The 26,073-nt window shown below is 61.0% G+C and carries 24 protein-coding genes; 7 read left to right on the top strand and 17 right to left on the bottom strand.

The window, feature by feature from the left end:
- Positions 1–13: 13 nt before the first annotated feature.
- From WYS_RS13340 to WYS_RS13330, 3 genes are read right to left on the bottom strand one after another with little or no spacing between them, the layout of a single operon-like run.
- Complete coding sequence (locus tag WYS_RS13340; RefSeq protein ID WP_019178681.1) at positions 14–400, bottom strand: YkvA family protein; 387 nt, start codon at positions 398–400, stop codon at positions 14–16.
- Complete coding sequence (locus tag WYS_RS13335; protein WP_026069131.1) at positions 397–942, bottom strand: Chromate resistance protein ChrB; 546 nt, start codon at positions 940–942, stop codon at positions 397–399. Before WYS_RS13335 ends, WYS_RS13340 begins: the two co-directional genes overlap by 4 nt.
- Before the next feature lie 5 nt (positions 943–947).
- The gene (locus tag WYS_RS13330) at positions 948–2,189 is read right to left on the bottom strand and encodes an MFS transporter (protein ID WP_026069130.1); all 1,242 of its coding nucleotides are present in this window, start codon (positions 2,187–2,189) and stop codon (positions 948–950) included.
- A gap of 277 nt (positions 2,190–2,466) precedes the next feature.
- On the opposite strand from WYS_RS13330, the gene cysE reads away from it, so the two are divergent.
- From cysE to WYS_RS13310, 4 genes are all read left to right on the top strand, one after another.
- On the top strand, positions 2,467–4,125 hold the full coding sequence (cysE, locus tag WYS_RS15790) for a serine O-acetyltransferase (protein WP_081580008.1): 1,659 nt from the start codon (positions 2,467–2,469) through the stop codon (positions 4,123–4,125).
- 331 nt (positions 4,126–4,456) lie between these two features.
- Positions 4,457–4,936: a glutathione peroxidase gene (locus WYS_RS13320; RefSeq protein WP_019178677.1), complete on the top strand. Its 480-nt coding sequence runs from the start codon at positions 4,457–4,459 to the stop codon at positions 4,934–4,936.
- Positions 4,937–5,208: 272 nt separating this feature from the next.
- Positions 5,209–5,652 carry a MarR family winged helix-turn-helix transcriptional regulator gene (locus WYS_RS13315; RefSeq protein WP_019178676.1) on the top strand — a complete coding sequence of 148 codons (444 nt, stop codon included), beginning with the start codon at positions 5,209–5,211 and terminating at the stop codon, positions 5,650–5,652.
- A 649-nt stretch (positions 5,653–6,301) separates the two neighbouring features.
- Positions 6,302–7,318, top strand: coding sequence for a hypothetical protein (locus WYS_RS13310; protein ID WP_019178674.1), 1,017 nt, complete (start codon positions 6,302–6,304; stop codon positions 7,316–7,318).
- Positions 7,319–7,451: 133 nt separating this feature from the next.
- Here the strand turns inward: WYS_RS13310 and WYS_RS13305 are convergent, their stop codons facing one another.
- The 6 genes from WYS_RS13305 to WYS_RS13270 all read right to left on the bottom strand — a co-directional run bounded on the left by WYS_RS13305 (position 7,452) and on the right by WYS_RS13270 (position 13,344).
- Positions 7,452–7,718, bottom strand: coding sequence for a hypothetical protein (locus WYS_RS13305; protein ID WP_019178672.1), 267 nt, complete (start codon positions 7,716–7,718; stop codon positions 7,452–7,454).
- A 175-nt stretch (positions 7,719–7,893) separates the two neighbouring features.
- Complete coding sequence (locus WYS_RS15785) at positions 7,894–8,304, bottom strand: nucleotidyl transferase AbiEii/AbiGii toxin family protein (RefSeq protein WP_081580007.1); 411 nt, start codon at positions 8,302–8,304, stop codon at positions 7,894–7,896.
- Between the two features lie 79 nt (positions 8,305–8,383).
- The gene (locus tag WYS_RS13285; protein ID WP_147654227.1) at positions 8,384–9,028 is read right to left on the bottom strand and encodes a type IV toxin-antitoxin system AbiEi family antitoxin domain-containing protein; all 645 of its coding nucleotides are present in this window, start codon (positions 9,026–9,028) and stop codon (positions 8,384–8,386) included.
- 329 nt (positions 9,029–9,357) lie between these two features.
- Positions 9,358–10,524, bottom strand: a complete 1,167-nt coding sequence (locus tag WYS_RS13280) for a cystathionine gamma-synthase (protein ID WP_019178668.1) — start codon at positions 10,522–10,524, stop codon at positions 9,358–9,360.
- A 50-nt stretch (positions 10,525–10,574) separates the two neighbouring features.
- Complete coding sequence (metX, locus tag WYS_RS13275; RefSeq protein WP_019178667.1) at positions 10,575–12,092, bottom strand: homoserine O-acetyltransferase MetX; 1,518 nt, start codon at positions 12,090–12,092, stop codon at positions 10,575–10,577.
- Positions 12,049–13,344 carry an O-acetylhomoserine aminocarboxypropyltransferase/cysteine synthase family protein gene (locus WYS_RS13270; protein ID WP_019178666.1) on the bottom strand — a complete coding sequence of 432 codons (1,296 nt, stop codon included), beginning with the start codon at positions 13,342–13,344 and terminating at the stop codon, positions 12,049–12,051. Before WYS_RS13270 ends, metX begins: the two co-directional genes overlap by 44 nt.
- A 396-nt stretch (positions 13,345–13,740) precedes the next feature.
- Between WYS_RS13270 and WYS_RS13265 the strand changes: the two genes are divergently transcribed.
- On the top strand, positions 13,741–14,214 hold the full coding sequence (locus WYS_RS13265; RefSeq protein ID WP_019178665.1) for a peroxiredoxin: 474 nt from the start codon (positions 13,741–13,743) through the stop codon (positions 14,212–14,214).
- Between the two features lie 179 nt (positions 14,215–14,393).
- Here the strand turns inward: WYS_RS13265 and WYS_RS13255 are convergent, their stop codons facing one another.
- Positions 14,394–14,837, bottom strand: coding sequence for a hypothetical protein (locus tag WYS_RS13255; protein ID WP_019178663.1), 444 nt, complete (start codon positions 14,835–14,837; stop codon positions 14,394–14,396).
- A gap of 306 nt (positions 14,838–15,143) precedes the next feature.
- Between WYS_RS13255 and WYS_RS13250 the strand changes: the two genes are divergently transcribed.
- Positions 15,144–15,689, top strand: a complete 546-nt coding sequence (locus tag WYS_RS13250) for a hypothetical protein (protein ID WP_147654226.1) — start codon at positions 15,144–15,146, stop codon at positions 15,687–15,689.
- 30 nt (positions 15,690–15,719) lie between these two features.
- Here the strand turns inward: WYS_RS13250 and WYS_RS13245 are convergent, their stop codons facing one another.
- The 3 genes from WYS_RS13245 to WYS_RS13235 all read right to left on the bottom strand — a co-directional run bounded on the left by WYS_RS13245 (position 15,720) and on the right by WYS_RS13235 (position 21,961).
- On the bottom strand, positions 15,720–17,522 hold the full coding sequence (locus WYS_RS13245) for a M3 family oligoendopeptidase (protein WP_019178661.1): 1,803 nt from the start codon (positions 17,520–17,522) through the stop codon (positions 15,720–15,722).
- A 400-nt stretch (positions 17,523–17,922) separates the two neighbouring features.
- Complete coding sequence (locus tag WYS_RS13240; RefSeq protein WP_019178659.1) at positions 17,923–19,080, bottom strand: citrate/2-methylcitrate synthase; 1,158 nt, start codon at positions 19,078–19,080, stop codon at positions 17,923–17,925.
- 76 nt (positions 19,081–19,156) lie between these two features.
- Positions 19,157–21,961, bottom strand: coding sequence for a cation-translocating P-type ATPase (locus WYS_RS13235; protein ID WP_019178658.1), 2,805 nt, complete (start codon positions 21,959–21,961; stop codon positions 19,157–19,159).
- A 192-nt stretch (positions 21,962–22,153) separates the two neighbouring features.
- On the opposite strand from WYS_RS13235, the gene WYS_RS13230 reads away from it, so the two are divergent.
- Positions 22,154–23,524 carry a hypothetical protein gene (locus tag WYS_RS13230; RefSeq protein WP_236993816.1) on the top strand — a complete coding sequence of 457 codons (1,371 nt, stop codon included), beginning with the start codon at positions 22,154–22,156 and terminating at the stop codon, positions 23,522–23,524.
- A gap of 11 nt (positions 23,525–23,535) precedes the next feature.
- On the opposite strand, the gene WYS_RS13225 is transcribed toward WYS_RS13230, so the two are convergent.
- From WYS_RS13225 to WYS_RS13210, 4 genes are all read right to left on the bottom strand, one after another.
- Positions 23,536–24,207 (bottom strand): MarC family protein, encoded by a 672-nt coding sequence (locus tag WYS_RS13225; RefSeq protein ID WP_019178656.1) that lies wholly within the window; start codon positions 24,205–24,207, stop codon positions 23,536–23,538.
- Between the two features lie 110 nt (positions 24,208–24,317).
- The gene (locus WYS_RS13220) at positions 24,318–24,854 is read right to left on the bottom strand and encodes a DUF2085 domain-containing protein (RefSeq protein WP_026069126.1); all 537 of its coding nucleotides are present in this window, start codon (positions 24,852–24,854) and stop codon (positions 24,318–24,320) included.
- 69 nt (positions 24,855–24,923) lie between these two features.
- Entirely contained in the window at positions 24,924–25,391 is a 468-nt protein-coding gene (locus WYS_RS15475) for a nucleoside 2-deoxyribosyltransferase (protein WP_019178654.1), read from the bottom strand.
- Between the two features lie 21 nt (positions 25,392–25,412).
- Positions 25,413–26,042: a hypothetical protein gene (locus WYS_RS13210; protein WP_019178653.1), complete on the bottom strand. Its 630-nt coding sequence runs from the start codon at positions 26,040–26,042 to the stop codon at positions 25,413–25,415.
- Positions 26,043–26,073 lie beyond the last annotated feature (31 nt).

Raw genomic sequence — 26,073 nt, 5'->3', positions numbered from 1 at the left:
TAAGGGGAACGGGTCAGAGCCATATCGCCTTCGCGATCAGGTACAGGACGATCAGCCAAAGGGCTATGATAGGCAGCGCATAACGCCACCTTTTCGGCCTTCCGTCCCGCCACATCTCGGCGGACTCGTCCCGGCATCGCGCCAGAACGTCCCGCGGGATCAGCTTCATGGTCAATGCCACCAGCGCGGGCAGGACGATCAGATCGTCCAGATAGCCGAGGACCGGGATGAAATCGGGAATGAGGTCCACGGGTGACAGGGCGTATGCGACGGTGGCCCCGGCGCATATCTTCGCCAGCACCGGAGTTTCCTTCTTCTTCAGCGCCAGGAACACGGCGGGGAGGTCCGTCCTCAGCTGTCCTGCCCGCTCTTTCAAGGGCACGCTCCCGTCCCTCGTCATTGCGGGACCTCGTCATTCTGCCGATAGACCTCCGCGCAGAACGCCTCCAGCCGCACCCGGCACTCTTCCAGCTTCTCATCGGCGGAGGAGCGCAGGGAGGCCCCGTGGAAATCACGTTCCGTGATCTTGCGGTGCCAATCGGCCAGCTTCTGGAACCCGCACTCGTTCTCCTCCAGCTCCGCAAAGGTGAACTTCCTCCGTGCGGATTCCACTTCCAGCTCGTGGAGGAAGGCGTCGGATTGTTCGATAAGCTCCCCGTACTCCTCGTCCCTCGCCTTGTCAAAAGCGGCCACCAGGCGCTCTGAGGTGGCCTCGTCGCGAGGGACCATCTTCATCAGGTAAGCATCGCCCCCGTCGCGCCGGATCCCGCCGGAGAGGTCCCGCATGAAGGCCTCGTTGTCCTCGCTCATGGGCAAGACCCATACCGACTGGCCCAGGAGCACTGCTCCGCTCTTCTTAAGCTTCCTCCATGCGTTCACCCGGGCCCGCGACGGCTCCTTGGGAAGAGTGTAGTTGATCGTCAGCCATTCCTGGTGTTCCATACGCGTCACCCCGTTCCAGGCCGGCCCGTCCTGACCATGCGGCGCATCCCGACATAGATCAGCAGGGCGATTATCTCGGCCGCCCCGACAAAGGCCACGATCAGCCCGGCCTGGTCCAGATCGTACAGCCAGCCCATCAGGGCCGCCCCGCCCAGCAGGGCCAGGCCGTAGGCGGTGTTGAACACGCCGTAGCCGGTCCCCCGCTTGTGGAACGGCGTGATGTCGGCGATGGCCGAGCGCATGACGGTCTCGTGGGTCCCCAGGACCACCCCGAAGAGCACCATCCCCGCCACGATCAGCGGGATCGAGCCGCTCAGGGTCAGGAACGGCAACAGCAGCGTGACGAGGGGGATGGCCGTCAGAACGAGCAGCCCTCCGGTCTTCATCCCGGTCCTTATTTTCAAGCGGTCGTACGCTTTTCCGACCAGCAGGGCCGTCGCCGCGTCAACGATCATGGCGACGGAGTACAGCAGCACGATGTTCGCATCGGACATGATGCCGCTGTCCTTCAGGTGAAAGCCCACCAGGCTGAAGTTTACGAACCCCAGCGTGCAGAAGAAGGTGAAGGCCGTGTAGACCCAGAATATCGGCTTCAGCCTCTCCGTCCGAAACTCCCTTTTGGGCATGGCGGGGATCAGTTCATCCTTTTTCACCCTGCGGTACGCGTAGGCCAGGAATATCATCAGGAGAACGACCGCGATGAACAGCGATTGATAACCCGACTGGTACTGGGCGATCTCATTCTTCCCGGTGAGATAGAACACCATGATGAAGATCAGCGGACCTATGAACGCCCCCACCTGGTCCAGCGCTTCCTGGAGGCCGAAGGCGAACCCCACCCCTACCTGGCCCTCCGATACCCTGGATACGATGGTGTCCTTGGCCGGATTGCGCAGCGCCTTCCCTATACGCTCCATCAATATCAGGACGATGAGGATGTTCCAGTTCATGGTCAGGCCCATCAGCGGCACGACCGCCAGCATCCCGTACCCCGCGAACATGAACGTCCAGTAGTTGCCGCTCCGGTCCGACAGCACCCCGGCGACCATGCGGAGGGAGTACCCCAGGAACTCTCCGATCCCAAAAGCCAGTCCGACGGTGGCCGCGCTGACCCCCAGGAGGCTCAGGTATTGGCTGTTGACGCTGCGGGCGCCTTCGTAGACCACATCCCCCAGCATGCTGATGATGCCGAACAGGATAATGACGGTCACGGCCGGCGCGAACCTCTTCTTGGCTTCCGCGCCCATCGCCCGTTCCTTCTTCCCAGCCCCTCCCGGCCACCGGTCCGATGCGGCCGGGGCGGCAATGCCAGAGGATCCTCCGAACAAGATGTAACGACTGTTACATGTAATAATCGTTACAAATAACTTTCTCGATCTCGCGGGACCGGGCACCGAGAGCGCTGCGTCAATCAATTCACAATCGTTAAAAAGAAATACGTCCCGGTCATTTGCCTCTAGCATCGATGGCGGCCATCGGGTCGGGGCCGTGGAGCTCGCGGGGCGGCGGCCCGGAGGAACGCTCATGAGCTGGAAGGATGACGTCAACACCGTTCTGGAGAGAGATCCCGCGCCCAGGTCGTTCGGCGAGGCGCTCATGTTCAGCCCCGGCCTTCACGCCATCTTCCTGTATCGGACGTCCCACCGCCTATACGAGAAGGGACAGTACAAGCTGGCCAGAGCCATCAACTACGCATCACGGGTGCTGACGGGCACGGACATCCACCCCGGGGCCAAGATCGGCAAGGGGTTCTTCATCGACCACGCCACCGGCGTGGTCATCGGGGAAACGGCCGAGATCGGGGACAACGTATCCATCTTCCAGGGGGTGACGCTGGGAGGGGTGAGCACATCGAAAGAGAAGAGGCATCCCACCATCGGCAACGATGTGGTCATCGGCTCCAACGCCACCGTGCTGGGCAACATCATCATCGGGGCCGGCTCCAAGATCGGCGCCGGGTCGGTGGTGGTGAAGGACGTGCCCCCCAACAGCACCGTGGTGGGAGTGCCGGGCAAGGTCATCAAGGTAGACGGGCGCAAGGAGGCCCCGGAAGCTACCGTAGCTCCCTTGCCTGACCCGCTGGCGCATACGCTGGACGAGGTCCGCCGGGCCATCGCCGGGCTGGACTCCAGGCTCAACGACATCGAGGAGAGGATCATGCACACCGCTGACAAGAAGGCCACGCTTCTGCTATCTGGCCCCGTGAAGATACCCCAGGACATGGAACTGCCGTTCCGGGCCAGCTGCTCGACCGCCGGCCCCGGGGCCGGGAGCACCGGCATAGTGCTGGCGTTCGAGGGCACCAGGGTCAAGAAGGCCGTATCCCGCGACCGGGGGGACTTCGAGCTGGTGCCGAACGGCGGGACGTACTCCCTGTGCCGGGACGGGGAGGTGTTCATCGAGGAGGTGAAGATCGAGCCGGTGGTGTTCCACGCCCCCGAGCAGGCGTTCTTCAACCTGGACAACCGGTGCATCTACGGGTGCAGCTTCTGCGCGTCCCCACTTCTGGAGGAGAGCCAGGAAAAGGGGCACACCCCTGAGAAGGTGATGCGGATGATCGTCGAGGCCCACCACAAGGTCGGCTTCGACGCGGTGGCCATCACGTCGGGCGTGCCGGACACCGCTGAACGGACGGTAGAGCGCATCGCGGAAGTGGTCCGCGGAGTAAGGGAGGCGCTCCCGTCCGTCACCATTGGCGTGGAGCCGTATATCTCGGAAATGGAGCAGATCGACCTCCTGAAGGAAGCTGGCGCCGACGAGATCAAGCTGAACATCGAGACCTACGACCGCGGCATCTTCGAGAAGGTGTGCGGAAAGAAGGACTACGACCTCATCCTGCGGTCCATCGAGCACGCCGTGGAGGTGTTCGGAAGAGGCAGGGTGACCTCCAATATCATCATCGGGCTGGGGGAAAGTGACGAGAACGTCCTCCAGGGCGTGGAGCACCTGGCCGAGATCGGGAGCGTGGCCACTCTTCGCGCCCTCCGGACCAACAACATGAACAGGAACGCCCTTGCCAGCGAGATCGGTAGCGTCAGGCCAGTGGACAAGGACCGCCTTCTCCGCCTGGTCCGGGCGCAGAAGGACATCCTGGAGAGACATGGGCTCAGCACCCTGACCTTCGAGACAATGTGCAACCGCTGCGGCTGCTGCGACATCGTGCCCTTCGTGGACATCAGGTAAGCGCGATGCCGGCAAGTAGGGGGCACATAATCTCCGTTCCGTTGTCGGTCCAAGTACCTCCGCCATAGGGAGAGAAGAAGGGTAGCCCCCGGAGGGAGGATGAAAAAAGCGGGAAGATGATGCTTCCGGCGGGGTGACTTTTAGCGATGTGTGTAAGGGCAAAAGGATGAGCTTCCGTATGATCATTTGCGATGCGCGGATGCACAAACAGATCGACCAGTATGCCCATGGGTCTAGGTTTCGCCCTGGTCGGAGGAGCGCGCTTGACACCGCCAAATAGATATAGCACAATTTGATTACATACAATTCAATTGAGTCAAGGAGGAACCAAATGAAACTCTATGATTTGACCGCAAAAGACGCGAAAGGCAATGTGGTGCGTTTTTCTGATTACAAGGGAAAGGTACTATTGATTGTTAACACGGCGACGGGCTGTGGGTTAACACCTCAGTACAGCGGATTGCAGGTTTTATATGATAAACACAAAGACAAAGGGTTCGAGATTCTTGACTTTCCATGCAACCAATTTGCGAACCAAGCTCCCGGAACCAATGAGGAAATAGGCAACTTCTGCACAGGCCGCTACGGGATCACTTTCCGACAGTTCGATAAAATCGATGTCAACGGTGAGGGTGAAAGCCCTCTTTATTCTTGGCTCAAATCTCAGAAAAGTGGTCTCGGCGGACCTAACATAAAATGGAATTTTACGAAATTCCTCATCAATAAAAAAGGTGAGGTAGTGGCCCGTTATGCGCCCACCAAATCCCCGGCGGCCATTGAAAAGGCCATTGCTGAGCTTTTGGAGGAATGATAAACGCGACGCAGCTATATATTAAAAGACGTCCGTTCATCCACATCCATATGGTGGCTGGAGGACGATGCGGTCCATAGCATCCGGTCCTACCGGCGGCGGCAATTGGCAGATTATGAATGCGTCGGTGGATGGGTCTGCCGGGAAGAGGAAGGTTATGGGACCAGGCGGTACATTGCTTGATCGTCATCTCGCATCCTGTGCGGGCTGATCATGAAAGGCCGTGTGCGGAATACCCATACGGGGTTGCAAATGGCGAAGGGGGAGACCGTATGAATCACGATGTGCTGAAGCTTGAAAATCAGATCTGTTTTCCGATATATGCCTGTGCCAGAGAGGTTGTAAAAAAATACAAGCCGTTTTTGGACGAAATCGACCTAACGTATACACAGTATATCGCGATGATGGTCCTATGGGAACACAAACGAGTCGGCGTGAAAGACCTGGGCGAGCATCTGTATCTCGATTCTGGCACGCTGACGCCGCTATTAAAGCGACTTGAGGCTAAGGGGCTCGTTCAGCGTGAGCGTTCCAAGGAGGACGAGCGCGCAGTCAATATCACCATCACGGAGATGGGGGAGAAGTTAAAGGAAAAAGCAAAAACGATCCCCGCGCAGATGGGTAAGTGCATACCGCTTTCCCTGGAGGAAGCCGAAACGCTGTATGCACTTTTGTACAAGTTGCTGGGGCGAATGGATCGCGGAGATGAGGCGTGAGTGTCATTCATCGGTATGGAATGATTCGATGATGCCCGTGCATGCAGGCCAATCGATGAGATGCCAGGACGGGTCGCCGAGCTGCCGTAATAACGGCCGTAAACGAAGGCCATAACGCCTTTGATCCATCCATCCCCACGGTGAAGGAGATGCAACATGACGACAGGACCATTGCTTTCGGTTCTTTGGCCCCCTCCGGTCAGGGATGGACGGTTCGTTGAGAGGCCTGGAGCTGAGGACGTGACGATATGGTCGTTGCAACGCCGAGCAAAAGAGACCGCTCGGTTTTTCAAACCGTAACGGTTCATGGAGTGGCAGACAGATCTCAAAGATGTGTGGAAAGAGAACGGCCCTGGCAGCTCTGATGGAGATGGAGGGGGAAAGTTCTGGACACATGGTAGCACGAGCCTTTGTCATTGACCAAGAACACGAGACGACGGATACGGTCGAATGGGCCTGGTCGAATCGGTCGGTCCCCCTGCGCTGATGGCATGTCTTATGCATGTCCAGATCTATGCAGTGTATGATCGTCCCGCCCCCGGAATGTATGCGAACGCCCGTAACGGCAGGGAGCTACACAGGAGGCATGCCATCAAAGCAGCGAGGTCCATTGTAATCTTTTTGTAGTTAGGCAGTATTCACAATTGTTATGCTCGCCATAGGATTGCTCTCGGGAGGCCTGGACAGCTCACTGGCGGTCAAGGTCATGATGGAGCAAGGCATCACCGTCGTCGCTCTCAAGTTCACCTCGCCGTTCTGCCAGTGTGACTCGGGAGGCTGCTGCCATGCCGCCGAGCTCGCCGAGAAGCTGGGCATCGAGTTCAAGAGCGTCCCCAAGGGCCAGGAGTACCTGGACATCGTAAGGGACCCCAAGTTCGGCCGCGGCTCGGGGATGAACCCCTGCATCGACTGCCGCATATTCATGCTCAAGAGGGCGAAACAGATCGCCGACGATATGGGGGCCAAGTTCCTGTTCACCGGCGAAGTGGTGGGGCAGAGGCCCATGAGCCAGCACCGCAACACCATGGCGCTCATCGAGAGGGAGGCGGGCCTGGAGGGCAAGCTGCTGCGGCCCCTCAGTGCCAAGCTGCTCCCCCCTACAGAGGCAGAGAAGGAAGGCTGGGTGGACCGCGAGGCGCTGCTGGCGATATCCGGTCGCAGCCGGAAGCCCCAGATAAAGCTGGCCGAAGAGAAAGGGCTCGTCGATTATCCCTGCCCGGCCGGGGGGTGCCTCCTGACCTCCCAGGAGTTCGCCGCCAAGCTGTCCGACTTCTTGGAGCACAACCCCGACAACCTCACCGCCCGCGACGTGGCCATACTGAAAGTGGGGCGGCACTTCCGCGTGGACGGCCACAAGGTGGTCATCGGCAGGGACGAGAAGGAGAACGCTCGCCTGCGGACGCTGGCCGGGGACGGCTTCATCGTTCTGGAGCCGGTCTCGGTCCCGGGCCCGGTGTGCCTGTGCGAGGGCGACGACGCCGAGCTGCTGAGCAGGGCCTCCGGGATGGTGGCGAGGTACTCGGACCACGAGGGCAGGGCCGTGGCGATCAGGATCGGGTCCGCTCACGGAGAATCGGTCATCGAGGCGCTGCCGTCCGGCCACGACATCATCGACTCCTTCCGCATCGGGAAGGAGCAGGTGCCGGTCGTCATCTCGACCCAGTGATCAGGGGCCGTGACAATGCGGTTCTCCAACGCTCTAGATTGCAGCGTCGTCCAGAACGACTTCATCGTTCCCGTGGCCGCGGTCGAGCCCGCGCCTGCGAAGTAAACTCCTTTTGTCGTTATTTTTCATTGGGTCAAGTGGGGCCTTCGAGGCTCCTCGAAATCTCTTCTTTTAGTTCATTGAGATGGCCATTGACCTCGATCATTTCTTCGATAAGGTTCGGGGGCCTTGGGATTATGGGCAATATCATCTCATTTTCCAAGGTCGCCACGTCCATAGGCAATGAGTCCGTGTTGAAGTTGGAGAGATAGCGGTCGAACCTATCAACCGTGAATCTGACCTTTTTCTTGATTTCGTCCTCAAAATCAAAGATATCGAGACGACAATGTCTCTTCAGCATAACCAAGTCCAATTATCCCTGACTTTATACCGGCCTCGGGTCATGGCCGCTCTACATTTCTCGATTAAGATCTCTTGAGGCGCATAGCATAGTAGTTCTGCTGTCTGCAGGTAAAGCGTCACGTCCTCTTTGAACGTGAACCTGATCTCGTCGCTAAAAGCGCATATCATAGGCTTCAAGCTATTCTGCACAGGGGGTGGAGTATGAGGTCGACCAGGTTCACCTCCATCCTGATCAATCCTGGAGCTCCGGTCACTGATGAGGTATAATTGAAGCGGATGGTCACCTTTGTACCACTGTTGTTTATGAAAACATCTTGGCGAGCATCGATGCTTGGATTGAAAGTAAGTCCATCCTCTCTGGCTATCGGTGCCATTTCCTGAAGGATGAACTTGATGACGTCAAGGCAATCCGACTCCACCTTACGGTTTGACTTGTCGCGCCAAAGTGTCTCATCAGACCATCCAAAATCTATGTCCTCAGAAAATCTATAGAATGGAATATGCGCCTTTACCAGGCAAGTCCCGCCTTTAAAAATGAGCTTGGTGCTGAGATATGGGTGGGAGCGATGCTTCGAAGGAGATATTGGATGCGCATATCTTTCTCTACCCGCTCCTGGTCAGTAATGCCTGCATCTCGGCAAAGTGACCCTATGATCTCCACGTTCATCTCGGTTCACCAACCATCTCCCTGAAGGCCGGTGGGTATTCCATCAGGTATGATCTGAGCTTCATCGGGTCGCACTCTTCTCGGTATTCCAGAACAGGGTCGATAACATTTCCACTACGGCCAATATACGTTTTATAAGCGAGATCCAGAACGGTCTTCTCAACATCCGAGTAGGGAATCGTTATTCCATGTTTTGATCGATATTGTTTCAATGAACCATCGATGTGAATGCGGCCGCTCCATGAATAGAACCGTACCGGTCTTTTCAGAATCTCGATGGTCTTCGTGGTGCGGAAAGAGTCTGTGATCACATAGTCGATGTTGAAGTGCTCGTGGGTCATAAGGTTCAGTTTGAGGGCGGATTCAAGGCCAAAATACCACTTCTTCACATTCTTGACCTTCATGGCCTCGCTGATCATCTCCTGAAGAGAGTACTCGAAGCCGCCTCTGTCGAGATCCTTGTAGTCGGAAACGTAGAAAAAGCCCCTCAGGACTCTATGGATATACCCGTGTCTCTGAAGATATTTCATACTGTCGGCGGGATTCTTTCCTAGCTCTCGGGCATACTGGTCCAGGGTTTCCCTTGAAACGAACCTGACGTTGTTCAGATTCAATCTGTCCCATATCACTGATGTTCTCATTTGCGTCATAATGTGCTATAATTTGACACCTTATGACAGTAAAATCATATAAGCCCTTCTTTTAACTCAGAAAATATACCTGCTGAATGCTGCTCCGAACCTCATTGAACAAAGATCGACCAGGCCATCTATGAACTCATCGCTCGTCTGTTCAAGTACATCTAAAACGTCGCCATTAGAATGTGACCTTGACGTTTGACCCTTTCATTCTCATTAAATTTCAACATTTTGACAGGTTGCTCTGAAACCGTCGGAATCGCCTCAGCCGCCGCTTCCGCCCCGGGAACTATTCTAGAAATATTTCGTTCCCTTTATATAATACAGCAGGCTTACCGAGCTCCCTTTTCCATCGCCTGCGATAAATCGGCTATGAGGTCGTCGGGGTCCTCGATCCCCACCGACAGGCGCACTAGGCGGTCATCTACCCCCGACGCGAGCCTCAGTTTCTCAGGAATGAAGCGGTGGGTCATGGTCCAGGGATGCTCGATCAATGATTCGACCCCGCCCAGGCTCTCCGCGAGAGTGAATATGTGCGTCGCCCCCAGGAACTTCCTCACGTCCAGCTTGGATGAGGCGTAGAAGGACACCATGCCCGAGAACCCGCTCATCTGCCTCTTCGCCAGCTCATGCTGCGGGTGGTTCTCCAGACCGGGGTAGATGACCCTGTCCACCATGTCATGGCGCTCCAGGAACTGAGCCACCGCCAATGCGTTCCTCTGATGCCTCTCCATGCGAAGGTGCAGCGTCTTGGTGCCCCTGAGGATGAGAAAGCAGTCAAAGGGACCGGGGGTCGCTCCCGCCGACCTCTGGATGAGCTTCAACCGCCCCAGGAGGTCCTCGGAATCGGTTATCAGCGCCCCGCCCAGAACATCGGAGTGCCCGGACACGTACTTGGTGGTCGAGTAGACCACTATGTCCGCGCCGTGCTCCAGCGGTCTCTGGAAGTAAGGGCTGGCGAAGGTATTGTCCACCACCACGATCGCGTCGGGGTTCCGGTCATGGGCGGCGTCGGCGATCCTCTTGATGTCGACGATCTTGAGCAGCGGGTTGGTGGGCGTCTCTATCCATATCATGTCCGCGCCCTTGGCTATCGCGCTGTCCGTGGCCGCGTCGTCGGTGAGGTCGACGTAGTCGAAGTCCAGGCCGAAGTTGGTCAGGCACTTGTCGAAGAGCCGGTAGGTGCCGCCGTAAACGTCATTGGTCACAACGACCCGGCTGTCCTTATGCAGCAGGAGCGCGGCGGTGGTCTCCGCCCCCATCCCCGTGGAGAAGGCCAGGGCGCCCCGGGCGCCCTCGAGCGAGGCGAGGCGTTCCTCCAGCGCGGCCCTAGTGGGGTTGCCTCCCCTGGAATACTCAAACCCACCCCAGACCTCGTCAAGATCCTTCCGGGCAAAGGTGCTGGTCAAGTGGATCGGCGCTACCACGTCCCCGAAGCGGGACGACCTTCCCACTTCCTCTCCGCTATGCACTGCCTTGGTATCGAACTTCAAGTCCATCGCCTCTCGGACATCTATATCGACCCGCGTCTATATTTGAACGAGCGGGGTCAGCCGCATTTCCGCAGCAGGGGGCTCAGGCGCTCGTTGGTCACCAGGCCCAGCACCCTGCCCGCCTCGTCGATGACGGGGAGCGCGGAGATCTCGTGCTCCTCCATCTTGCGGAGGGCATCCTCTATCGGCTCGCTGACGGTGGTGGTGACGACGCTGCGGGTGATGATCTCGTTCAGGTCGTTCAGCCTCCGGGCGGTGGCCTTGGCGATGTCCCAGGAGGTCACGATGCCGGCGAGCTTGCCCTCCTTGGACACCACCGGCAGGTGGTTCACCCCCAGGTAGATCATCAGCTCGGCGGCCTTGGCTATGGTGGTGTCCTCGCTTATCGTCCGGATGTCCTTCAGCATGACGTCGCCGGAGGTGACCTGATCGAAGAAGCTCTTCAGCAGATAGTTCAGCTGCCCGTCCTCCAGCAGGAAGGCGTCGTGGCCGTAGTTGGAGCGCAGCTCCCCGTACACCGCCTTGACGTTGTTGGCGGTGAGCGCGTTCACGATCTCCTGCGACTGGTACGGGGGATAGAGCCAGTCCGAGGTGATGGCCACCACCAGCACCTTGGCCTTGACCGGCGCCAGGCCGGCGATGAGGGAGCCGTCCCTGGCCATGTCGAAGTAGTCGATGGCCTTGGTGATGTACAGGTATGAATTGGGATCGAAGCGCTTGATGAAAGTATCTCCCTGATGGTACAGGTAGCTCTCCACCTGGAAGTCGGTGGAGAAGTCGAAGCCCACCTTGTCCTTGTTCTGCAGGTTCCTCCCGAACTTGCTGATCATGGAGTCGTCGCTCAGGTAGGTGATGTGGCCCACCATCCGGGCAATGCTCAGCCCCAGCGACGGCAGCTCCTTGCCGTAATAGTCGCCGTGGTCCCATCCGGGGTCGGCCTGTATGGCCCTCCTTCCGACAGTGTTGAAGGCGATCTGCTGCGGGGTGGAATAGGCGGTGGATGCTATGACCACGGCTCTCTGGACCGCGTCGGGGTAGGCGGCCGCCCACTCCAGGACCTGCATGCCTCCCATGGAGCCCCCCGCCACGGCGAAGAGTTGCTCTATGCCGAGATAGTCTACAAGAAGCTTCTGGGCGTTCACCATGTCCCTGATGGTGATCACCGGGAAGGACATCCCGTAGGGCTTCCCGGTGTCAGGGTTTACGGAGGAGGGGCCTGTGGAGCCCTGGCACCCCCCGATGACGTTCGAGCAGATCACGAAGTATCGGGTGGTGTCGAAGCCCTTGCCCGGACCGATGGCGATGTCCCACCAGCCGGGCTTGGCGTCCCCCGGGTGATACCCGGCAGCATGGGCGTCCCCTGAAAGGGCGTGGCAGACGAGGATGGCGTTGCTCTTGTCCCGATTGAGCCGGCCGTACGTCTCGTAGGCGATCCTCAGGGGTCCGAGCTTCGCTCCGCACTCCAGCTCCAGGGGCCCGGGGAGATCGATGTACTTCGTCTCCACGGCGCCGATGCTGTAGTTCAGGTCCTTACACCCCTTTGAGCGCCTGGTCGAGGTCAGCGATGATGTCATCGATGCCCTCGGTACCAATCGCCAAGCGGATAAAGTCTGCTGTCACGCCCGTGGCCTTCTGCTCCTCCACGGTCAGCTGCTGGTGGGTCGTCGACGCCGGGTGGATGACCAGGCTCTTGGAGTCGCCGATGTTGGCCAGGTTCGAGAACAGCTTGAGGCTGTCGATGGTCTTCCTGCTGGCCGCCTCACCGCCCTTGACCCCGAAGCCCACCAGGGGGCCGTAGCCTCCCTTGAGGTACTTCTCGGTGTTGGCGTGGTTCGGATCGTCCTCCAGCCCGGGGTAGCTGACCCATGCGACCTTGGGGTGGCTCTTCAGGAACTTCGCCACGGCCAGGGCGTTCTCGGAATGTCTCTGCACCCGGAGGTGCAGGGTCTCCAGGCCCAGCAGGAAGAGCCAAGCGTGGAAGGGGGCGAGGGTCGCGCCGGTATCCCTCAGCAGGCTGACCCTGAGCTTGAACGCCAGGGCCACGTTGCCCAGGCCGGCGAAGTCCTTGAAGGTGTCCCAATAGACCAGGCCGTGATAGCCGGGGTCGGGCTCGGTGAACTCGGGGAACTTGCCGTTGCCCCAGTTGAACTTGCCTGAATCGACGATCGCTCCGCCAATGGCGGCACCGTGCCCCCCAACGTACTTGGTGGCGGACAGCACTACGATATCGGCCCCGTGCTCTATGGGGGCGACCAGGCCGACGCCGGTGGTGTTGTCGACCACCAGGGGGATGTTGTGGTCGTGGGCTATCTTGGATATGGCATCAAAGTCGGGGGTGTCCAGCTTGGGGTTCCCGATCGACTCCACATAGATCGCTTTGGTCTTGTCGTTGATGGTCTTCTCGTAAGCCTCAAGATCATTGGAGGGCACGAACCTCACGGTCCTGCCCAGCTTGGGGAAGGTGTAATGGAACAGCTCGTAGGTCCCTCCGTACAGGTTGTCGGCCGACACGATCTCGTCCCCGGGCCTGGTGATGCCCAGGAGGGCGTATGAGATCGCCGCTTGTCCTGAAGCGGTGGCCAGCCCCGCGGTCCCGCCCTCGATGGCGGCGATCCTCTGCTCGAACACGTCCGTGGTGGGGTTCATGATGCGGGAATAGATGTTCCCCAGCTCCTTGAGGCCGAACAAGTTCTCGGCATGCACGGTGTTCTTGAACACGTAGGACGTGGTCTGATAGATCGGAACGGCCCTCGATCCGGTGGTCGGGTCCACGGTCTGTCCCGCGTGGATGGCGAGCGTTCCCAAGCTCTTCTTACTCTGAGTCATTCTTTTCCTCCTTTACAGTTCATTTTTTCCTTCGGTTCCTTCGTTCCTCGATCGTTCTCGCAGCACCTTCCAGATGGTTTAACTGTTGTGCTGTTCACTATTGTTAATTTAATTTTGAAAAGCCTATGTGTTTATAAATAAATTAGTACCCGATAGCCCCCCGATTGGAATCGTCGCCGAATAAAATATTCAAATCGGCATAAGGAGAAATAGGCGCTGCCGGCATCGGGAAAGCGTCCCCCTCGGCATAGGGATCTCATGCCTGGCCTCCTCGGCAGCAGGCCGGAACGCAGCGGTCCCGAATAGTCGGAACAGCGGGCAGGATCTCGCCTTGCGCGGGCGAAGGGGGCCTCCGGGAGGAATCAATTAATACCGACCGCTCCCACCAACGAAACCATGACCACATTGAACAGGATGCTTCAAGTGGGGGACAAAGCCCCCGGGTTCTCGCTGCAGGACCAGGATGGCAACACGGTCGACATCGGCGAGATGATCGGCAAGAAGGCCCTGGTGGTGTACTTCTATCCCAAGGACTTCACCGCCGGGTGCACCCTGGAGGCGCACGAGTTCAGGGAGATGCACGAGGAGTTCCAGAAGAACGGCGCGGAGATCTTCGGGATCTCCTCCGACGACATGGGGACGCACCAGAGGTTCCGCGAAGAGAACAAGCTTCCCTTCACGCTGCTCAGCGATCCCGGCGACAGGGTCAGGGACCTCTACGGGGCGTGGGGAGCGGGGCGGTCGCCCGGAAGGGTCACCTACCTCATCGACAAGAAGGGCGTCATCCGCATGGTATTCTCCTCGGTGGTGCAGCCCAAGAAGCACAGTCATGAAGCCATGCGGGTGCTGGAAGAGATCAACAGGGAGTGAACTGGGAAGGGACGGCCCCACACGGCGAGGCGCGAAGCGGCGGGGGCGGGCTCCTTGTACGCGTACCGGCCCAAAATGGCCGGGATACTCCGGAGAAGAGCGCCGTTCGCGAGATTCTGGAGAGAACAATAGGCGATAAGCTTGACTTCGGCCCGATCATGACCGCATAAACCGCGGCCTCACACGGTCAGGCAGGCCCCGTCGTTGCGGAAGCTCCGGCCCTCCTCCCGGGCCATGTTCTGGAGGCCCTTGCGGAACGCCAGGCACCACTCGCAGCGCCCCTCGCTCCTCCGGCCCATCAGGCGGAGCCGCCCGCTGGCGGGGTCGTACCTCCAGGACATCTCGCACTGCCGATATCTCATGAACCGGTCGGTGCTCTCGCCGACCTCGCGGAGGTCGCGGGCGTCCCATCCTGCCGGGAGGTCCAGCTTGAGCTCGCAGGAGAACAGCTTGTCCGGAGACCCCAGCTCGTTGGGCAGGAGAGCTATTCCCACCCCGCCGCCCGCACAGTGCCGCGCGGCCCCCTCATGGTTCCTGGGCAGCACCGGCAGGGCGATGCCGCTGCATTCGTCGCACACCTCTTCCTTCGCTTCCTTTCTGCACTCATAGCAATATCCTTGCATGCCTCATCCCTCACGGATGATGGCGGCCCCCTCCGCCCCCGGCCTTGCATACTACCGAGAGCCCCGCCGGCGGCGCGCGGGGCGCGTGGCCGGGACAGAGGGGCTGTCATCTTTCATCTCGGAACAAAGAACGTGCAAGGCCCAGCATATGCTTGATGCAAAGAAAGTATATGCGAGCCGGCAAAACAAGGACAGAACATGTTATACATTCTCGGCATCCCAGGGTACGCTCCCGGGGCGCCTCCCGCCGAGGCCACCCAAAGCATCAATACACTTTTCCTCACGTAGTAGGGCCGGGTGATCGACATGGAGCGATACAACCTGTTGGTGACGTACCATCCCAACCAGTCCAGGCTGGCAGAGCAGGAGTTGCGGAGGGTCGTCGGGGACATCGGAGAGCAAATAGAGGAGCTGGAGCACGCCTGCGTGGACGGGGTGTTCTGCGCAAGGGTGGCCGGCGACCCCAAGGAGCTGGTGTACGACCTGCGCGCGAGCATGCAGGAGGAGCCGGACCTGCTCAGCCACACTTACCACTGGGTGCCGGTCGAGAGGTGGGTGGAGGCCGACGAAGATACTATGAGACGGACGGCCGCCGAGCTCGCTGAGGGCATCGGCGAGAACGAGAGGTGGATGATGCATCTGCACAAGAGGCACATCGACCAGCACTCCGAGGACCTGGTGCTCTCGCTCACCGACCCCATTCATGTGGGGAAGGTCAGCCTGACCAGCCCGGACAAGATCATCGCGGTGGAGATCATCGGCCCCATGGCCGGGATGTCCCTGCTGGACAGGGAAGAGATCATCGACACCAACAAGATCAGGCAGCAGGCCGGGCTGGTGACCATCCACTGACAGGAGGAGGGAGCTCGGAGCGCCCGCCGCTCAGGCGGACCTTTCCAGCTCCGCCAGGAACTCCTCGGCCTGTTCCATGCCCTTTAGCCAGAACCCTTCCTCGGATATGTCGAAGCCCAGCTCCCTGGCCAGGTCGGCGGGCGAGCGGCTCGACCCCGCCTCCAGCAACCTGCGGAACTTCGGCTTGAACGCTTCTCCCTCCCCCTTGTACAGCCGGAACAGGGCGAACACGAACAGCTGGGCGAACACGTACGGGTAGTCGTAGAACCGCAGGTCCGGGAAGAAGTGGTGGGGGAACCGGGCCCAGTCGTACTTCGACTCGGGAAGGTACTCCACCGCGTCACCGTAGATGCTCTTCTGCGCGGCCATCCACAGCTCCGATATCTTGCCGCTGTCCAGCAGCTCTCCCCTATCCAGGGCGTCGTACAGGCTGATCTCGAACAGGTACCGGAAGCCTTCCTGGAAGACCGTCTGGGTGAAGCTGTTGAGGACCTTGACCAGGAGCGCGCGGCGCTCCTCTCCGCTCCCCGCTTCCTCCAGCAGCCGCTCCGTGAGCAGGAGCTCGCCGAACAGGCTGCCGCACTCCGCCACGCACAGAGATACCTGGCAGTTGCTGGGGTTCTGCGCCCTGGTGTAAAGGTACGCGTGCACCCCGTGGCCCAGCTCGTGGGCGAGGGTGTACACGTCGTTCAGGCGGCCGCTGTAGGATGAGAGTATGAAAGCGCTCCTCCCGCCGATCCAGGTGTCGCAGAACGCCCCGGTCCGCTTGCCCTTGCGGACCTGACCGTCCAGCCGCTGGCCCTTGTAAATGTCGGCGACCCATTCCCCGAACCGCGCGTCGTACCCGGAGTATACGGAGACCAGGAGATCGCGCGTTTCCTCCCAGGAGTACTGGTGCTCCGGCGCCCCCGGCAGGGGCGCCCTAAGGTCCCAGCTCCCCAGGATCGGAAGCCCCAGAAGCCCGGCCTTGAGCCGGAAGTACCTCTGGCACAGCCCGGAGTTTCGGCGCACCACCCTCATCAGCGCTTCCACCGCTCCCTGCTCCACGTCGTTGACCAGGAGGCTGGAGGTGAGGGGGGACGGGTATCCCCTGATGCGGCCCATGGCCTGGTGGTCGGTCACGATCGCCTTCATGATGTCGGCCCACAGGATCTCGTCCTTGACCAGCGTTTCTCCCAGGGACAGGTACACGTTCTTCCTGGTGGTCCGGTCGGGATCGTAGATGAACGGGGTCATCTCCCCCACGCTCAGGACCTTCTCTTCGCCGTTCACGTTCATGCGGAACTGCCTGGTGCTCAGCCACCGGCTCTGCAGCTTAGACCACGCCTCCACCCCGTTCTGGTCCTTGGCCATGATGACCTTCTCCTCCCCTTCCGACAGTAGATAGGGGGCGTAGGCCAGCATGCGCTCCAGGTAGTGGCGGTAGTCCTTCAGCTCGGGATCGTCGAGCATCTCCGGACGGGAAGCGAGCAGCCTGCCCACCTCGATGCTCATGAACGCCAGGTCCTGGTTCGCCTGGGTGCTAGCCTCCGAGTAAGCAGCATAGAGATCGTTGGCCACCGGGTCGGTGGTGTCGGCCGCGAACGACAGGGAAGTATAGGTCATGGCGCCCTCGTAGCGGAGGGCCATCTCGTCCTTGGCCGCCAGCATCTCCCGCAGGCCGGAAGCGTCGAGGTCAGCGATCTTGCCGCGATAGCGGGAGGCGAACGCCGAGGCCTCGTCGCGCATGGCGCGCATCTGCTCCTTCAGGTGCTTGGTATCGGTGCTGTCCACCAGCTGTGAGATATCCCATCTCGGAATTGTCATGAACGGTCTCCTCGCGGTGCCGCTCATGGTACGTCATCAATCTAGTACTATTCGATTACAATGATACTAACTAAAAAACTCTGGAACGAATTGCGGTCGCTTACGTAGCTGATCGTTCTATCAGCTTCAGTTCATGATCGAACGCAAGACCGCGCTGAATGAGCACGGCCATCTACGTCGTACCGCAGCACACCCGCCAGCAGGCTCTGGATGCTGTCGATCAGGCTCCAGGGACGGCAAGTAATTCATGTGCCCCCGCTGCCAGCACGTTGATCACGCCGATGCCAGCGCGTCGTTCAATATCGCGCTGGCCGCACCCTCGCAGAGGAGTACGGCGCGGTCCGATCGCAGAAAGGCAAGGATTGGTGCAGGGGCCGCATCGAACGACCTCAGCATCCCGCGATCGGGACGAAGGAGGCCAACTTGGTCACCGCTCATCAATGGGGACATACTGCCCCCCTACTTTCCCGACATAGGTGCAGGAGGGCCGGTACAGCGAAGGCTTCACCGGCGGCAGGGGGAACTTCTCCTCCATGACGTGGGCGGTCCAGCCGGCCGAGCGGGACATGGCGAAGACGGGCGGGAAGAAGTCATGATGAATGCCCATGGCGTGATAGATGGAAGCGGAGTACAGGTCCACGTTGGGGTAGATGTCGCGTCCCTTGCTGCGTCGGAAGATATCCTGGGTCACTTCGGCCATCCGCTCGGTCATCTCGTACCAGCGATATTCGGGGTGGTCCTTCAGGACCGCCCTGGCCATGGTCTGCAAAATGAGGGCGCGGGGATCGATGGTGCGATAGACCGCGTGGCCCATCCCCGACACCCTTTGCCCGCGCTTGAACATTTCCTCCACCCACGCCTCCACGCTCTCGGGATCGTTGGTGTCCAAAAGGTTCCTCATCACCTGGGCGTTGGCGCCTCCGTGCAGCGGGCCGGACAACGCGCCGACGCCCGCGGACACAGCCGCATACATGTCCGCCCCCGTGGACGCCACCACCCGGGTCGTGAATGTAGAAGCGTTGAACTCGTGGTCCGCGTGCAATATCATGGCCACGTCCATGAACTTGGCGATGTCCGGCTCGGGGACCTCGTCCTTGATCATATATAGGAAGTTGGCGGCCTGGGACATATCCTCGTCCGGCTGCACCGGGTCGAGGCCGTTCCTCCGGCGCTTCCACGCCGCCACGATGGTGGGCATCACTGCGATTATGCGCATGGCCTTCCGCTCGTTGGCCTCCCTGGACTCGTCGCCCTGGTCCGGGCAGCGGGCCGACAGCAGGGTGACGCCGGCCTGCAGCACGCTCATGGGCGGCGTTTCCAGGGGAAGGTCCCGCAAGGCCCTCAGGACCGCGGGGGAGAGCTTTCTGTTCTGGGCCAGCTCGTTCGAGAACCTGTTCAGCTGGCGGGCCGTGGGAAGAACGCCGTGCATGAGAAGGTAGGCCGTCTCCTCGAAACTGGACTCCCTGGCGAGGTCTTCGATGTAATATCCTCTGTAGAGGAGCTTGCCCCCCTCGCCGTCCACCTTGCTGATCCGGGTGGTCGCAGCTTTGACCCCCCTTAGGCCGGTGTCCTCCACGGAAACCATTGGTTCCCCTAAGTCGTTCTAGTATAATTGGTTATTTTTTCAGGTCGTCGGAACATTCGATTCCGAGCGGCGGCCATCATGGCGCCGGGCCGGTCCCGCCGGGCCCGCAGATGGGCACGATTCGCTTCCTCTCGAAGTACTTGAACACCTCCATCACCGCCACCAGGATGGCGGCGTAGGCGAGGAGGGTGAGCCATTCCGTCAGGGACACCGGAGCGATCGACAGCAGCTCCTGGGTCAACGGGACGTGCATCGCTATGAGGTTCACCGCCTGAGCCGCCAGCACCGCGACGAAGATGTAGCGGTTCCTCCCTGCGGGTATCCTCAGTATCGACTCCCTCTCCGAGCGGCAGTTGAACACGTGCACGTTCTCTATGAGCACCATGAAGAGGAAGGTAAGGTTGGTCGCCTCGAAGGGGGAGCGGCCGAACGCCTCCACCAGGAGGTAGAACAGCGTGAAGGCCATGGCGCCGATGGTCAGGCCGCTCACGGCCACCTCCCTCACCATGAGGCGGTCGAACATCCCCTCCGAGGGGTCGCGGGGCGGGAGGTTCATGACGTTGGGGTCCCCGCCCTCCATGGCCAGGGCGATGTGCTGTATCCCGTTCGTCACCACGTTCAGCCACAGGAGCTGGATGGCCATGAGGGGCAGGAGGATCGCCCCGCCTTCCCCGGGAAGGCCGAAGAGCAGCGCCAGGATGAACAGGGTGATCTCGGCCACGCCGGTGGAGACGAGGAGGTACGTCACCTTCCGTATGTTCTCGTAGGCGTACCGCCCCTCCTCCACGCCGGCTATTATGGAGGCGAAGTTGTCGTCGGTGACGATGATGGACGACGAGCCCTTGGCCACGTCGGTCCCGGAGCCCACGGCCACCCCGATGTTAGCCTTCTTCAACGCCGGGGCGTCGTTCACGCCGTCCCCGGTGACCGCTACGAACTCGCCCTCGTTGATGAGCACGTCGACGATCTCCAGCTTCTGGATGGGGGTCACTCGCGCGAACACCCTGCCCTGCTTGACCCGGTCCACGAACTTAGGCACCTCGGGACCGCCCAGCTCCTCCAGCTCCCTGCCCGACACCAGCTGCTCCGGGCCGGAGGCGATGCCGAGGTCCCCGGCGATGGTGAGCGCGGTGGAGGGGTGGTCCCCCGTGACCATGATGGTCTTGATCCCGGCGCACTTGGCCTTCTCGATGGCGGCCTTGGCCTCCTGCCGGGGCGGGTCAATGAAGCCGACCAGGCCGAGGAGCGTCAGCCCCCGGAGCCCCCGGCCGTCCGGCGAGGAGGCGGCGTCCTCGCCGACCTCGCCTCCCGCCACCGCCAGCACACGGTAGCCCTGCGACATCAGCCGGTGGCTCTCCCGCTCCATCGCGTCATTGTCCAGGGGCAGCGGCCCCTCTTCGCCCATGACGCGCGAGCACATCGGGAGGACGACCTCCAACGCCCCCTTCACCGCCGCCTCGGGGCCGCCGCCGCGAGAGTAGAACTTGGCGGCGTAGCGGCGCTCCGACTCGAAGGGTATGGAGGCGATCTCGTTCACCGAGGCCCTCACCCCGGCGGGGTCCATCCCGGTCTTGTAGCCCAGAGACAGCAGCGCCACGTCCATGGAGTCCCCGGAGTGCTTCCATCCCCCCTCTGAGCGCACCAGGGTGCCGTCGTTGCACAGGATGCCTGCCTCCACGATCCTCATGGCCATGGCCCTCTCCCGCTCGCCGGGTGGCGCGCCGCTCTCGGTGAGGATCTCGCCCTCGCCCTCGTACCCTTCCCCGGAGGCCCGCAGGGGCTCCATGCCCGGGAGCACCAGCACCTTCACGGTCTGCTTGTTCACCGTCAGGGTGCCGGTCTTGTCGCTGGCGATGGTGGTGCAACTGCCCAGGCTTTCCACCGCCGCCAGCCTGCGTATCAGGACATGGCGCTCCGCCATCTTCTTCACCCTGACGGCTAGGGCTATGGTGACCGCCACCGGGAGGCCCTCGGGGATGGCGGCCACCGCTAACGCGATGGCAAGGAAGAAGACGTCCAGCAGGGGAACGCCCCTCAGGAGGGCGAAGACCGACATGGCCGCTGCGGCGGCCACCACCACATAGCTGATCTGCTTGGAGAACCGCTCCATCCTGATCAGCAGCGGGGGCTTGGTCTTCTCGGTCTGCGAGACGGTCTCCGCGATCTCCCCGATCTCGGTGCGGAGGCCGGTGCCTACCACCGCCCCCTCCCCGCGGCCCCTGACCACGGTCGAACCGGCGAAGGCCATGTCCCAGCGGTCGCTAACCGGCGCGCCGGCCTCCGCCCGCTCCGCCCTCTTGTCGATGGCCACGGCCTCCCCGGTCAGCAGCGACTCGTCGATGGCCAAGCTGACGGCCGAGGCGAGCCTGATGTCCGCGGGGACTACGTTCCCGGACTCCAGCAGCACGATGTCGCCGGGCACCAGCCCCTCTGCGGGCACGGTGACCTCGGTCCCGCCCCTGCGTACCCGCGCGGTCGTCCTGATCAGCCGCTGCAGCTGCTCGGCCTCCTTCTCGGCCTTGGCCTCCTGGATGGTCCCCACCACCGCGTTTATGAGGATGACGATGAAGATGAAGCCGGCGTCGAGCATCTCGCCCACGAACAGGGCGATGGCCCCGGCGGCGATGAGCACGTAGATCAGCGGGCTCAGGAACTGTCGCAGGAATATGCGGAAGATCCCCGGCGATTTCTCGGAAGGAAGCTCGTTCGGTCCGAACTCCCGCAGCCGCTGTTCGGACGCCGCCTCGCTCAGTCCGCCGGAAGTGGTCTCCAGCAGCTCGTAGGCCTTCTCGATGCTAAGAGCGTGCCAGTCCGGGGAGGGAGGGTCCGCCGCGCGCGTACCGCCACTTCCTTCCTTCGATATTGACCTCGATCGGCGCATTGGGACCCTCCGGGGGATAACGGGGGGCCGGGACGCAGCCCGCGCGGCCCTCGTTCCATCTTGGTCGGATGAGCTGGTAGGTAGTAAAATCAGGGCATGCATAATAAAAGTTGCCTGGTCCTCCCTCGCCCCGGGCGAACGTTCCGAGAAACCGCCTCCCTTCCTCAACAGTTTTGTAGGTTGAAATTAATCTTGGCCAGGATGCGGCAGCTCGTTCTGAGGAACAGGACCGTGGGCCCGTGGGCGGGGTTCGAGAGGGAGATCATCTCCGGGAGCCCCCATGCCGGCTGGGTCAAGTTCGTGGGGCAGAGGACATTCAAGCTGCGCAAGAGCCCCTACAAGGAGCCGGAGTCGAAGCACTCCTACATCCTGCCGGACGACATCGAGGTGGTGGACGACGAGCTGGTGGAGCTGGAGGTCAGCCAGAAGTACGTCCGGGCGAGGTCCCTGGTCGGCGGGTCCACCGAGGCCGGGGAGTACGACGAGTACTACGTGGTCGAGGCGCTCAAGAGGCTCGAGCTCAGGATGCCCCGCCCCTACCTGGACAGCGGGGACTTCCTCCACCGCGTCAGCATCAACTGGAAGGACGCCGACAAGGACGGCCTGGACCGGGCCCTGGCACTGCAACTGCTGTCCTGCCCGGAGAGCCTGATGGGGCCGGGCGGCATCGGCAGCCAGTCCTTCAACTTGTCATCCAAGCAGCGGCCCCTCGACCAGCTGAAAGGCTCCATCCTCCGGTCCCTTCCCCGGGAGTTCTCCCGGCCCAACAAGCAGTACGACTTCACCTTCATCGAGTCCAAGGACGACCTGAAGGCGCTGCGCCGCCGGGTGATGCAAGGGAAGGTCAGGGAGGCCTCCTACAACTACTTCAAGATGGTCGACCCCACCGCCGTCCCCCTGCCCATGCAGATACCCACGGTCATCTACAACGCCGAGTACCGCTCCAGGACGAGCGAGGTGGACCCCGACGTCATCGAGTACCTGCTCCAGGCCCTCATGATCCGGCCGGTGGTGCCGGAGAGCGCCGTCGCCGAGATCGAGAGGTCCATCGCCGCGGTGCTGGAAGAAGTGGAGCCGGCGTACGCCCAGATAAGCGTGCCCTTCGACCAGGACGCCATTGCCAAGATCGCCATGGCCATCTGCCGGATGGAGTACAAGCGGAACATCGACGACACCTCGTTCTCCAAGGGGAAAGAGTGGTTCACCGAGATGTACCGCCAGTTCTCGGACCTCCGCCTCAATTACATCAGGTCGGGCGACGAGGCCAGGCTGTCCCCGTGGGCCCAGACCTCCTACAGCTACGGGAACCTGACCAACAACGACATCAGGGTCCTGGCGGAGATCAACCGGGGAGTGCTGGGGCAGGGCCTCGACTACGTCTCCTTCACCGGGCTGTGCAACACCTTGGCCGGGAAGCTGACCGGGGACGAGGTGCGGACCTCGCTGAACGCCCTGAACCTGTACGGCCACATTATCGGCCGGGAGAACAGCACCCTGTTCAGGCCGGTCATCAAGCAGGACCTGGTGCACGAGCTGGTGCAGAAAAGAAAGAGAAAGAATTGAGGAGGGGCGCGTCAGAGCGCTTCCATTCCCTTCCGGACCAGGTCGGGGAGCACGTCGCCGATCCCGTTGATGATGAACTGGATGGCTATGGCCAGAACGATCAGCCCCATGAGCTTGCTCAGGGCCTTCTCCCCGCCCTCGCCCAGGAACCGGAACACCCTCTCCGATTCCGTCATCCCCAGGTACGAGACCGCGATGGTGATGACGATGCCCAGGAGCACTCCCGCGCTGGCCAATAGCCAGACCAGCGTGTCGCCTCCGCCGAGGTCCTGCGCCCCCGACATCAGGACGACCGTTGTCACTATGGTCCCGGGGCCGCTGATGAAGGGGATGGCCATGGGGATAAGGGATATGTCCCTGGTGCCGTCATTGTCGGTCAGACCCTCGGGCTTGGGGTGGAGCATGTCGATCGCGGTGATGGTGAGTAGTATCCCTCCCGCGATGCGGAACGCCCCTATGCCGAAGCCGAATATCTGGAAGATGAGCATGCCGGTGAGGGCGAAGAACACCAGTATGTAAAGGGAGAAACGAGACGCCTTGACCGCGGTCTGGTGCTTCCTCTCCTCGGACATTTTCTCCGTGAGGACGTTGAACATCGTCGCCGTGGAGATGGGATTGGAGATCGCTATGATCGAGATTATGGCTAGAGGTATGTATTCCAGGGCCAAGGACAGGTCGGTCATATCGTTCGAACGGACAATGCGCTCATGATACAAAAAACGAGGTCCGCTGAAGTAATATTATGGCGATATAATTATTTATTATTGGGTGGACCGGCGGCCGTCCCGCCCCCTCAATCCCCATCCTTGACGGGCTTGGGAGGGAGCTTGTCCTCGAGCTGAGGGGTGAAAGCGGCGGCCAGGAACATGGCGATGGCTATCCCCGCGACCGCCCCGGTGATCAGGCGGATGGTGTTGGTCGAGGTGTACTCGGCGGTGAACTGCAGGCTCCAGTCGACCAGGATCGGCACGACCCCGAGAAGGACCTTGCTCTGGGTCCTCGGCCGTATCACCACTGCCGCCAGCGCCCCCCAGGTCAGGCCGAACAGCAGGCCCACCATGCGGGAGGGGAACGGTACCTGGTTGCCGTTCAGGTAATAGGAGTTGCTGGACAGCTGATCGGACAGGATGTCGGCGGCGGTGTACACGGCCCGGGCGAACGGGTTCATGACCGCCAGCACCTCCCCGTTGTCTATCACCCCGAGCCCACCGGACAGGTCGTTGACGCTGTTCTCCGGCAGCGTGAAGGGAGCTATCAGCACCGAGGCTAGGACCGCCGTGGTGAGGATGAGTAATAGTATCCCTACCCTAGGTGCCTTGCCTTCGCTCATCGCTATTGCATCAGCGAGAGTTCCTTAAACCCATCGTTCTGATGTTTACAATCCTGTTCTATGGACCTGTCAAACTGGACAACCCCGCCGCTCGGCGAGGCCCCCGGACCGGAGGACCTCGACTATCGCCCTGGCAAGGACCGCGCAATCCGCGTTCCCCCCGCCGGGCCAGATCATGCTGTTCACCGAACGGGAGATCATGCAGTTGACGCCCTGGTCCTCCAGCTGCCGGGGGTCGGTCCTCACCCCGATGATCGGCTTGCTCCTAGCGAACGCGTAGCCGATCTCGAAGGCCGTGCCTGAGTCGACGTCGGGACCGTCGAGGATGGCGATGACAGCGTCCGCCCGGTCGATGGAGCGCACGCAGGTGTCGAAAACCTTGGTGAAGGCGTCGCTCTCCGACATCAGGTCCCTGCACTCCTCCTGGGGAAGGATGACGCTCGCCCCTTCCATCCCGCGGACGATGAGGTCGGACAGCTTCTGGTTGAACTCCCTCTCCGCCAGCGAGAACAGCGGACCGGCGAGATAGATCAGCACGCCCTCGACCTCCCGTCCCGCTCACCGCGCGGCATCATCGAACTTGATGACCCGGCGCATGAACGGGCAGCTGTCGCACGGTATCGACACCGAGCAGGTCTTGCCGGTGGCGATGCCCTTCAATGAGCAGAGGATCGCCAGGTCCACGGGGCGCCACGGCGCTTTCCTGCCGTTGCTCTCCAGTGTGGCGGCCTCCTCGGGGCGGGGCGTGGACTCGAAGCAGCATCCGCTCTGCACGTGCTTCAGGCAGCGCTCGTAATCCTTCTTGGAGCACCCGTCGCACCGCGTCCCCACGTTCGCCAGGGGGCCGAAGAGGTCGGCGAGGGGGTCGATGACGAAGATCTTGCCGTCGCGGCCGATGGTGATGAAGATGGAGCTCGGCGACGCGGGCACGATCAGCTCCTGCCGGGTCCCCCGGACCTTCCTTTCCTCGGCCACCTTCCAGAAGTCGCTGAGCTGATGGCTGAGCTGGTACACCAGCTGATGATATTCTATGCCCACCCTGTCGGCGAGGTCCTGCTTGGACACCGGCCCGTCCAGGGCCATGGCGTACAACGAACTCAGGATCGCTTTCCTCAGATCGTGGTTGACAATGGAGGTGTAGGACTCGGGATCGACATAGGAGATCTCGATGCGGCAGCCGGAAACCATGATGTGTGAAACGGGACTCAAATATTTAAGT

It is taken from the genome of Methanomassiliicoccus luminyensis B10 (genome assembly GCF_000308215.1).
Taxonomy (GTDB): domain Archaea; phylum Thermoplasmatota; class Thermoplasmata; order Methanomassiliicoccales; family Methanomassiliicoccaceae; genus Methanomassiliicoccus; species Methanomassiliicoccus luminyensis.
Note: the sequence above shows the minus strand (reverse complement) of the source record. Positions and strands in the feature narration are given on the sequence as shown.